Origin of the sequence: Psychrobacter sp. PL15, assembly GCF_035984995.1 — a bacterium.
GTDB lineage: Bacteria > Pseudomonadota > Gammaproteobacteria > Pseudomonadales > Moraxellaceae > Psychrobacter.
On the sequence record NZ_JAXCIB010000026.1, the window covers coordinates 1 to 10,721 of the forward strand.

The 10,721-nt window shown below is 36.5% G+C and carries 15 protein-coding genes and 1 pseudogene; all 16 read right to left on the reverse strand.

The window, feature by feature from the left end:
• Nucleotides 1-75 precede the first annotated feature (75 nt).
• Complete coding sequence (locus RCH20_RS12180) at nt 76-711, reverse strand: hypothetical protein (protein ID WP_327193790.1); 636 nt, start codon at nt 709-711, stop codon at nt 76-78.
• 39 nt (nt 712-750) lie between these two features.
• Nucleotides 751-945 (reverse strand): hypothetical protein, encoded by a 195-nt coding sequence (locus tag RCH20_RS12185; RefSeq protein WP_327193791.1) that lies wholly within the window; start codon nt 943-945, stop codon nt 751-753.
• Nucleotides 946-1,139: 194 nt separating this feature from the next.
• Nucleotides 1,140-1,403, reverse strand: a complete 264-nt coding sequence (locus RCH20_RS12190) for a hypothetical protein (RefSeq protein WP_327193792.1) — start codon at nt 1,401-1,403, stop codon at nt 1,140-1,142.
• A gap of 86 nt (nt 1,404-1,489) precedes the next feature.
• Nucleotides 1,490-1,741 carry a hypothetical protein gene (locus tag RCH20_RS12195; RefSeq protein ID WP_327193793.1) on the reverse strand — a complete coding sequence of 84 codons (252 nt, stop codon included), beginning with the start codon at nt 1,739-1,741 and terminating at the stop codon, nt 1,490-1,492.
• A 787-nt stretch (nt 1,742-2,528) separates the two neighbouring features.
• Complete coding sequence (locus RCH20_RS12200) at nt 2,529-3,254, reverse strand: hypothetical protein (RefSeq protein ID WP_209958694.1); 726 nt, start codon at nt 3,252-3,254, stop codon at nt 2,529-2,531.
• A 170-nt stretch (nt 3,255-3,424) separates the two neighbouring features.
• On the reverse strand, nt 3,425-3,790 hold the full coding sequence (locus tag RCH20_RS12205) for a hypothetical protein (protein WP_327193794.1): 366 nt from the start codon (nt 3,788-3,790) through the stop codon (nt 3,425-3,427).
• 13 nt (nt 3,791-3,803) lie between these two features.
• Entirely contained in the window at nt 3,804-4,166 is a 363-nt protein-coding gene (locus RCH20_RS12210) for a hypothetical protein (RefSeq protein WP_327193795.1), read from the reverse strand.
• A gap of 150 nt (nt 4,167-4,316) precedes the next feature.
• Nucleotides 4,317-4,682, reverse strand: coding sequence for a hypothetical protein (locus RCH20_RS12215; RefSeq protein ID WP_327193796.1), 366 nt, complete (start codon nt 4,680-4,682; stop codon nt 4,317-4,319).
• A gap of 13 nt (nt 4,683-4,695) precedes the next feature.
• On the reverse strand, nt 4,696-5,061 hold the full coding sequence (locus RCH20_RS12220) for a hypothetical protein (protein ID WP_327193797.1): 366 nt from the start codon (nt 5,059-5,061) through the stop codon (nt 4,696-4,698).
• A gap of 13 nt (nt 5,062-5,074) precedes the next feature.
• Nucleotides 5,075-5,356 carry a hypothetical protein gene (locus tag RCH20_RS12225; protein WP_327193798.1) on the reverse strand — a complete coding sequence of 94 codons (282 nt, stop codon included), beginning with the start codon at nt 5,354-5,356 and terminating at the stop codon, nt 5,075-5,077.
• Between the two features lie 86 nt (nt 5,357-5,442).
• Nucleotides 5,443-6,777 carry a hypothetical protein gene (locus RCH20_RS12230; RefSeq protein ID WP_327193799.1) on the reverse strand — a complete coding sequence of 445 codons (1,335 nt, stop codon included), beginning with the start codon at nt 6,775-6,777 and terminating at the stop codon, nt 5,443-5,445.
• Nucleotides 6,778-6,789: 12 nt separating this feature from the next.
• A pseudogene (locus tag RCH20_RS12545) lies at nt 6,790-6,969 on the reverse strand (hemagglutinin repeat-containing protein); the annotation flags it as partial.
• A 100-nt stretch (nt 6,970-7,069) separates the two neighbouring features.
• The gene (locus tag RCH20_RS12235) at nt 7,070-7,498 is read right to left on the reverse strand and encodes a hypothetical protein (RefSeq protein WP_209958702.1); all 429 of its coding nucleotides are present in this window, start codon (nt 7,496-7,498) and stop codon (nt 7,070-7,072) included.
• A gap of 6 nt (nt 7,499-7,504) precedes the next feature.
• Nucleotides 7,505-8,404 (reverse strand): tetratricopeptide repeat protein, encoded by a 900-nt coding sequence (locus RCH20_RS12240; RefSeq protein WP_209958704.1) that lies wholly within the window; start codon nt 8,402-8,404, stop codon nt 7,505-7,507.
• A gap of 65 nt (nt 8,405-8,469) precedes the next feature.
• Complete coding sequence (locus tag RCH20_RS12245; protein ID WP_327193800.1) at nt 8,470-9,465, reverse strand: VENN motif pre-toxin domain-containing protein; 996 nt, start codon at nt 9,463-9,465, stop codon at nt 8,470-8,472.
• A 983-nt stretch (nt 9,466-10,448) separates the two neighbouring features.
• Nucleotides 10,449-10,721: hypothetical protein (locus RCH20_RS12250; protein ID WP_327193801.1), on the reverse strand; the 273-nt coding region annotated here is incomplete at its 5' end.

The window sequence follows — 10,721 nt, forward strand, 5'->3', positions numbered from 1 at the left end:
GTTTGCGAAAATCTAGTGAATAAGTCATGAGTATTTATAATAGTAATAGGTTAGTTGGTTTAGTTTATAACATTTTTAAAGGAAATTGACTATATATGGAGAAACATCATAAGTTAGATGAGATAGTTTATTTGGTGCATAATAATTATAACTTCCTGCATTAGTAGGATCGGTTACTATATTACTCGATTTAATTTCATTAGGCTTGAGAACCCCATCTTTGCCACTATCAACAATTACTTCAAGCCGTCCATCTTTGCTAACAAACTTTTTATACTGATATTGTCCATTAGGTAACTTTCTCGGTTTACCATCAGGACCAAAGTTATGGAAAATATTTTTGTCATCTGATACTTGATTCCAATTATTATTCAAGTTACCTGATTTAAGATCATTTATGAGGTGTTGACCTGCCTTAGCATTTAAATCTCTCCGTTGAGTGACATGGAGGTAATCAAACGTTTTACATGAATCTGTATTAGCATTACGGCACCCTTTATACGCTGCGTTGAATTCTTCGTTTTGCTCCTTATCTATATCGATATATTTCACTAAAACAGCTCTACGACATTCGTTAGTATTACAAGCTGATAGCTCTTTCGCTCTTGCAGCTTCCTGTATGTGAGTCAAATAATTATTCTGCGTTTGATTCACACTACTAGCTGTACCTGCCGTGTCTCCACCTACGATAGCACCAGCAGCTGCTGACAACCCTAAAAGTAGAGCATTTTTAGTAGTCTCATCAACACCTTAATTATTATCTGATTTCACCAATTTCCATTGCGGTGCGCCGCCACACTTCTTATTTAAACGCTTTTGTTCATCCGATGGTAGTTGCTTGTAGTAGTCTCCACTAATTGCACAGTCTTGTTGGTAATAATCATTTAAAACACAGCCACTCATATTCAACATTAAAAAGATGAGTGTGATCTTAACTATTTTCATTACGAATTTTCCTTATAAAATTTGTTTAGCTTTTTGCCTTTGGGTTAATTAGCATTCATCAACTGAATTAGACCATTTGGGATTTGGCTCACTACAATTCCAGTCAAGAAAGCAACAAGATTGGTAACCTGTAAGAAATAAGCATAAAGCACTAATAGTCATAAGGCTTTTCATTATGTTGAAACTCCCTATTCCTACCTATACTTAGGATCGGATTTAAACTTATAGGATGGTGTTTCTAAGCATTTGTAATAAATGTCATCATCAACAGCCTTATTATAGTTACTACCTAATATTGTTCTTGCAATGTTTTGTTGAGAAGAAACACAAGCATTTTTTTCTTTATAAGCTCTAGTCTTATCAATATTTTGATTATTCCAATCAAAGATACCGTAGTTACAAGCGGACAGACTTAAGCAGAAAACGACTGTCATAATATTAAAAAGCATCTTCATCATAAACTCCTTCTGATTGAGACTTTAGCATTAATTGGCTTCAATCTATTAGTATGAATCTGCTTATAAAGTCTGATCAAGACCGCAATTTAGTTTGAAGTCTTAAACTTGTAATTTGGATTAGAACCACATTTATTAAAAATATGTTGTTCTATCTCATAGTTGTAACTAGAACCAAGTACTTGTCTAGCTATAGCTTGTTGAGAGCTTGTACACTCTGCACGTTTTTTATATCCAGGTGTTTCATCAAGATGAATTTGATTCCAGTCGAATATTCCATAACTGCAACCGCTGATTAAAAACATACAAATGAGAGTCAAAACACTAAGATTAATATTCATTGTAATTAGCCTGTGGTCCTAAATTTATAGTCCGTATTTTTAACACACTCGCTATAAATTTCACTATCAATTTTTTCATTGTAATTCTGTTTCAATAATTTTTTGGCTATGTTTTGTTGTTCATTAATGCATGATGTTCTTTTCTTATACCACGCAGTATTGCTGATATCTTTATTACAATTGATGTCATAGCCACAACTAGGCCCAGGAAATACACAACCTGAAATAAACACCAATACCATAATGGAACTAATAATGTTTTTCATTTTAATTGAAATCCACCTTACTACTTATACTGATAATTGGTATTTTTTATACATTGATAATTAATATTATTTTGTATATCATCCGAATATTTTTCTTTTAAAATCTGTTTAGCTTTCTGTCTTTGGGTTAATTGACATTCGTCAACTGAGTTAGACCATTTGGGATTTGGCTCACTACAATTCCAGTCAAGAAAGCGACAAGATTGACAGCCTGTATGAAATAAGCATAAAGCACTAATAGTCATAAGGCTCTTCATTGTATTCAAACTCCTTATTCCTACCTGTATTTAGGGTCGGATTTGAATTTGTAGTTATGGTTTTCAATACACTTATTTAGTATATCAATATCAACCTCATCGTTATATTTAGTACCTAAACTATTCCTTGCAATGTTTTGCTGTTCTATACGGCAGCTTTGCGTCAACTTATAAGCTCTAGTTTTATCGATATTTTGGTTATTCCAATCAAAGATACCATAGTTACAAGCGGATAAACTTAGGCAGAAAACGACTGTTATGATATTAAAAAGCATCTTCATTATAAACTCCTTCTAATTGAGGGTTTTTAGGCTTAACCAAAACAGGAATTGATGGATTAATATTGTCTTTTGGCGTACCCCATTTATCTACAAAATCTACATAAAGTGGATTTTCTACTTTCTGTGTTTCTGAAACAACTTTACCTGCATTATTAATATACTGACCTTGATTATTCGTTAGGTACTCTGCTGGTATCTCCGCATAATAACTACTGTGTGAATAACATGCCCAGCACTCGCCCCCTGTCGCAGGATTACCGCCTAATATTATCGGAGGACGACCGACAAAGTCCGCTTTGTGTACTGCAGAATAAGCACCGCTTTGATAAACAACCTCATTACCATCTTTGTCTATACCCACATAAGTATATCCATTTTTGGCAAGCTGATCAGCGTAGTCCTGTACGTTAGTGGCAGTACCATAAAAGCGTGACTGACGAATAGGAATATTTGTAATATTCTGATTGTTATTTAAGTCTTTTAGAGCAACGCTACCGGTCAGTCCACCTCGACTGTGATTACTGGTATCTATCTGTAAGCCTTTTTCCATAGCGTCAAGGTAGATATCTTGATTGAGTTTTTCTGAATTAGTTAAGGGCAGCCTGCCACCTAAAGTATCATTAAACTTGTCATATCCAGCATACATTAACTCTGAAGTTAATGACGATAGTATCCACCAGCCATCATACTTACCTGTTGGCTGATTCATGACGACTAGAGCGCCTACTTTATTAGTATCATTGGTGTTCTGTTTGGCGGCATTGGCTAAGGAGGCTTCTTTATCGTTGAAGATACCAGGATTAGATAGAGTTATGGCGCTAAAAAAATAAGCGCAAGCTAAATGCCTGCGCTATGTTAAATGATTTAGATAAGCTAAAGCTAATTACACAGACCCGTTAGCTTATTATTCTTGCCATCGACACATTCTGTTTCACCTAAGTAGATATAGCCTTTGTTTTTCATACAACTTCTAATAGCTTTACTGCGCTTACTGACATCTTCACTCGTCATACCTGGATAACGATTATTTAAATCTAGACTACCATCAAAATACTTTTTAACCCCACAATCTTGAAAGTCTTGCCAACGTCGATCAACGTTAGTACGACCAATAGTATCTGATTTCTGCCAGCCTTGTATTTGGAGAGGAGCCAATGATACATAAGGACTATAACCAGGAACAACGTTAAATGTATTACAAGCACTTAATATAGCGCTCAACATCAGTAAATATAAAATTCTCATAATCAGTTACCTCCTAATTACACAGCCCCGTTAGCTTATTATTTTTACCATCAACACATTTACTGCCAAGGTAAATATAGCCTTTATTTTTCATACAAGACTCTATTCTCCTACGACGCTTTATTACATCATCCGTACTCATGTTTGAGTACTCAACTGATAAGTCCAATGTTCCATTATTATAGTTTTTTACTCCACAACTCTGGAAATCTTGCCAACGCTTATCAACGTTGGTGCGACCAACGTTATCTGCTTTTTGCCAGCCTTGTATCACAGGTGGTGCTAATGATACATATGGATTATAGCCTGGGACGACATTGAAAGTATCACAAGCACTTAGTAATACTGCAAGCACGGATAAACAAAAAATTCTCATGGTTAATTTCCTGATAATTGTAAGAGTATTGCCATCATATCAGGCGAGAGCAAGTCCGCTAGTGCAAATGGTGCGGCAACTGGATCGCTAGAAAAAAATAAGCGCAAGCTAAATGCCTGCGCTATGTTAAATGATTTAGATAGGCTAAGACTAATTACACAACCCAGTCAGCTTGTTATTCTTGCCATCGACGCATTCTGTAGTCTTTATATAAACATAGCCTTTACTTTCCATACACGATGATATGGCTATACTTCGCTGTTTAATTTGTTCAGTAGTCATACCAGGATAGCGTACACTTAAATCCAGATTACCATCACGATAAGTTTTAACACCACATTCTTTAGCATCTTGCCAACGCTTATCTACATTGGTACGACCAATAGTATTAGGCTTTTGCCAATGCTGTATTGTTGGAGGATTGAGTGAGACATAAGGGCTATATCCTGGAACAACGTAAAAGGCTGAGCAGGCGCTTAGTAAAACTGCAAATATTAATAAAAATATCATTCTCATAATCAGTTACCTCCTAATTACACAATCCCGTTAACTTATTATTCTTGCCATCGACACACTCTGTGTTCTTTAAATAAATATAGCCTTTATTTTCCATACATGTCGATATAGATTTGCTTCGCTGTTTAACTTGTTCAGTAGTCATCCCAGGATAACTAACACTTAAGTCTAATGTTCCATTTACATAATTTTTAACTCCACACTCTTGAGCATCTTGCCAACGCTTATCTACATTGGTATGACCAATGGTATTTGGTTTTTGCCAATGTTGTATTGTTGGAGGATCTAAAGAAACATAAGGATTGTAGCCTGGAACAACGTAAAAGGCTGAGCATGCGCTTAGTATAACTGCAAGTATGGATAGACAAAAAATTCTCATAATCAGTTACCTCCTAATTACACAGCCCCGTTAACTTATTATTCTTGCCATCGACACATTCTGTTTCACCCAAATAAATATAGCCTTTATTTTTCATACATGATCTTATTTTCTCACTACGTTTAGATACTTGAGCACTAGTCATGCCTGGATATCTGGTGTTTAGATCTAAATTACCATCACGATAAGCTTTGACCCCACAGCTCTGAAAATCTTGCCAACGCCTATCAACGTTGGTATGACCAATGGTATCAGGCTTTTGAAAGTGTTGTATATAAGGTGGTGATAAAGACACATAGGGATCATAACCAGGTACTACATAAAAGGCGGAGCAAGCGCTTAGTAAAACTGCAAATATTGATAAATAGATAATCCTCATAATCAGTTACCTCCTAGTTTTAATAGCATAATCATTATATCGGGTGAGATTAAGTCAGCTAGTGCAAATGGGGCGACAGCTGGAATGGCAGCGCCTGTGACCACTCCTTGAAATGGCTTATCACCAGGCTTCGTATTGCCATCATCGCCATAATAGCCTCGCCCTTGACCACCAGCCAAATCATGCGGACCCGCGAAGCCCTCAATATTCATATCGATAAGTCCGCCAGGCTTGTATTCAAAGCCAAATAAGGTGCCTTGATGCATTTGCGCTCCACCCGTAGCACCAATTTGTTTTTTAAATTCATCTGATTGCATTAAATCTTGATAGGTTTCTATGTCACCCTGTCCAGTGAAAGTGTAGTCACCATTTTTATCTGTAATTAAATTACCATTACCATCATTTTTACAACGTCTATTATCCTCACCACAAATTACATCGGTAGATAAGCGTGTACCACCTAGCTTCACTCCATCAAAATAGCCACTGTCGTAGGAAACGTTACTGGTAACTTGGCTATTGCCGTTTTCATCAGTATATACCACGCCTGGTGACTGTCTTGAATTGTCCAAGCTCTCTTTACGCATTTTGGTAGCTGCCAGTTGTAAGCTACCTTGAGTGATGGCAGGTTCAGGTAATCCTGCTAGCACCCCTACTAAGGTTTGTAATAAACGCTTTTGGTACTGTAGTTTGTAGATTTCATTATAAATGGCTGTCTTTTGCTCGTCACTAGCGGTTTCAAGCTGCTTGAGTAAGTCAACTTGGCGAGTGCCAGTGTAGTCGTTAATGGCTTGAAAGCTTTCTTTACGGAATTCTTTGGTGATTTCAACTTGTACGTTGAGGTCTTTTAACACAGCATTGGCATTGAAGTTGTTCTCAAGCTTGCCGCCAAGAGCTTCACGGTTCTCTGTAGTCAGATTACCTTGTGGATCATTAAAGCCACTCACACCGCCTTTGGTGATACTGCTATCACTATCGCCATCGGTGCCATAGCCGAGACCATTCATGGTGGCTTGTGGTTTATCTTTGATCTTACCAACACTGAGACCAACAGAGATCGCATCACCCTCATAGCTTGTGGTGTTTACGATGTCGGTTGAGGTGACGCCTTGTTTGAAGACAATATTGCTCTTGCGATTGGCTTGTGCTTCCTCTGAGGTGAGGAAGACCGCGCCTTTAAAGTTGCCTTTGTCTTCAACAACTAAGTCGGCTTCGTTGGCGAAGAGACCTGTTTGCTGACCGACCATCTTAGAGTCTGCATTGATATTGGTTTTAGCGCCATTGAGAGATAGGCTTGAGCCTGCGCCTTTTAGATCGACATCAAGGTTAAAGCCCATGTTCTTCTGATTACTATCATAGGTGGCCGTATCTTGTAGCGATTCGGTATTGACGTTACCACGGATGATGCCTTGTGCTTTGTCGGTATTGAGGACGCCGCCTTTGATGTTGACATCTCTGCCAATGTCTAAGGTGATGGTTCCACCAACATTGATGTGGCTGTTGGCATATGGACATAAAAAAGCTACGATTCGTTGAGAGTCGTAGCTTTTGGATAATTATTAAACATATTAATTGTGCGTTATAAAACTAGAAAAGTAGTATTGAACTTTATTAAATATTTGTTTTAATCTATTTTTTACAAAGCTTATCGTACAAATAGTCTAATCCTAAGATATTACCTTCTTTGTGTTCTTTAGTGTCAGTAGATGTACGTAAGGGAAGAGCAACACCTACAGCGTACAGCTCTGTTTTAAGATTCATAGTGCTGCTATTACAGTCGTACTCAGTGTAAGTTAAAAAATACATTTTCTCTATTTTATTAGGCGGTGTGCCAAATGCCATTTTAAATTGGGCATAAGCTTTACCTTCGCTATTTTCAGGTTTAGTAGAGTTCTTGTCCCAATAAAAAATATAGGGTTCGCTGCCACCACCTGAGAATGGAGCAATGATCCAGTGATAGGTCTGAGCTTTTGCATAAGTGATGCCAATGGACAACACTACTAAAGTTACAATAGCAATTGGTATCCAAACAAATATCTTTTTAATAACAGATTTCATATTATTCTACTCATAAATACTGACTGATAATTGTTCTGGAGTCAGCTGAGAGATTTCAAGCCAACCATTTGCCATATCACTGTCTTGCGGAACACCTTTGCCTTCTCGGTACAACTCATTCATCTTGAATTGAGCAGATTTATCACCGTCTATTGCCGCATAAAAATAATAGTCTGCTGCTTCTTTAATATCCTTCCTGACGCCAAGACCTGTTTCATACATGTTGGCATTTGCTAGGTATTTAACATCATCTCTAGCAATATTTAGAGGTAAATCAAGAATTTCATTGTAGATTTCTAAAGCTTTATCTTCATTCTTTGCAACTCCAACACCATATTGATTAGCATATGCCACTTTGTATAAAGCATTACCATAAGTTGGGCTCTCTTTATCTCCTTGAGTAGCCTTTGTATACCAAAACATTGCTTTTTTATCATTTTTAGCAATATATTGACCGTTAGAGTATATATCACCCAAACTTATCTTAGAGTAATCATACGACTCTTTACCCTGTGCAGCTTGTTCGTACCAATAAATGGCTTTATTAATATCTTTTTCTAAATACTGCCCTATGAGATAATTCTCAGCTAAAGTATTCTGAGCATAAGCATTATTTTCATTAGCTGCTAGCTTTAGCCAACAGATAGCCATATCAGAATAATCATCTCTCAAATAGCTATATAGAGCATTTGCCTCTTGTAGTTCACCATTTAGAACTTTTTGTTTCATATCTACAAGCTCTTGAATACTTATTTCTTTAGATAACCCTATATCTATACCAGAATCAGGAATCTGACAGTCGCTAATTATCAAAGCTTTTGTTACTAAGGTAGGAGTCATAGCTACACTCTCTACTATTTTTATAGTTAATATTAGAATTGTTAACGAAAGCGTTATCTTATTCAATAGTAGTACTCCTTATGCTTTATTAATGTATAGTTTTACACTTAAATAATTACACCTTACAACTATTATCTATCTCTCATAGGAATATACCCTTTAGGAATAGGCTTTGGTTTAGGCTTCGGTATTCCATTAAGTATTAAATTGAGTTGGGGATCAACTAAAGATCCACTTATGGCACACTTTTGATTTAATCTGCAACCTGGAATTGCTGATTCAGCTTTTATGTTGTTTCTACCTGAAGAATTATCGTTAACAATGTTCTGAATAGTAGATATTTGATCGTTTTCACCATTTACTCTTACAACTTCATTAGCTATACGATTAATTGCACTACCATTAATGTTCTGCCTCGTTGCACGATTTACAAGCTTTTGTAAACCTTCAACATAATTTTTATATGCCTGAGGATTACTATTGGGTTGATCAGGATTTTCCATATCTTCTAAATGACCTTGCCACGGAGCATAGTGAGTACCGTCTGCTCTTACATGAGCAAAGGAATCTCCGTAAGAGTGTAAGGCATTCTGCACATTAGGGTTTTTCAATATTTCAGAAGCTCTCGCTGGATTTAAGTATATCTCTCTTAATATCGGAACTAAGAATGTTTCAATGTCTGTTCTCTGCTGAGCTATATCATTCAAGTTCGTCATACTATCAAGTAAATGTATTTCTCTTTGAGCAGTGACATTTCTGTCTCCAGCTACATTATAAAATGTAATTGCATTACGAGTATCAGTATCAGGTCCCCATGCGGCATAACCTATCGCTTCGGCTACTTTTGGAGGAAAACCACCTAAATACATCACTGCTGCTGTTGTTGAGAAATGGCCTTCTGCTGCCCAGTTATCTTCAACCGCCACCTTGTTTGTTTCAGCAGCATTGGCTGCGTCATTGGCACTACCTGTTGTCGCACCAATACCAACACCAAGAGCACTAGTAATTGCACTAACGGTATCCTTTTGATCAGCCGTTAAATCAGAAAAATCAGAAGTACCATATAAGAACTTAGAGATCAGAGGTGCTGAGGCTTCTCCTGCGCCTGCTGAAATACCACCCGTCAATGCATCGTTACCTGTTGCATAGCTTACTGCCGCTCCCAATATACTTTGAGCAAGAATGTGAGCAGGGCTATTCGTTTCTAGTCGATTACCACCATCAACCTCATTAAATACTTTATTATCCTTATAATAATCTCCAATTTGATTCGCTACAAATGGACTAGCAGCTTTTGCAACGTAGCCTGTAATGCCATTGCTGTTCGGTCCATAAATAGCACCCGTTATACCATCAAAGAGCAGACCTTGATTTTTGACTTTGTTCGCAGCATTTTCTTTTTCTACCGCAAGTGGAAAGTTTCCAATATCACGAGCTTCTTGTGCTTCGTCTCTTAAATCCTTCTCTTTCGTATTAATATCCGTCTTAACCTTACGACGCTCTTGATCAAAGGCTTGGGTAATCTCAACCTGCGCCCCAAGCTCTTCATTGGCCCTGCTGATGACATCAATATTAATTTGACTGTTGGCGTGGAGAAACGAAAAAGCTACGATTCATTAAGAGTCGTAGCTTTTTCGTTTCTTTTTAAATATAACAATTTTCAACTATTATAGGCGTTAAACTCCCATACCTATTTGAAAGCCTTTATAAAAGTCGTACGCTAGAAAAACAACTAAAAAAACAATAGCATAAAAAATATATTTAACATTATTTTCTTAATTTTTACACTGTACCTTCTATTTTTTTAGTTGTTTTAAATCATGAATAATCATAAATTATAAGCATTGTATAATTGCCATCCATAAAAAAAACAAAGCAGAAATCAAGATAATAGCGATTAAAATGAAAAATTTATTTTTCATTTATTTTCCTTTTTAAAATCTTCTAAAGCTCTATCTATATATGCTTGGCTCAATTTGTTCGCTATACTTCCTTTCGTACCTAAAACAGGTGGTAGTGCCACCAACGTTGACTTTAGTGTTGGCATAGAGAAATAAAAAGCTATGATACAAGTTATTTCGTAGTTTTAGAATCAACTACCTTTTAAAATTTAAACATGAACCCATGTTGAGAAAAATGCATAAGTAAAAAATAGTGAGCCATTAAAAGCCAATAGAAAAACTAAGTAAAAAAATATAGTAAATAGAATTATAGATAATCCATTTTTATATCCTTCGAGCAAATTTAAGTAAACAATTGCTAATGCAGGAAACAAAGCACCATTTATCGGCCTTGTTGCATAAGCACTTATATTTGATATTATAAAGAGATGAAACCACATATTCCTGCCGCCGACAAGAAGAAGTACCGCACCACCAACTGG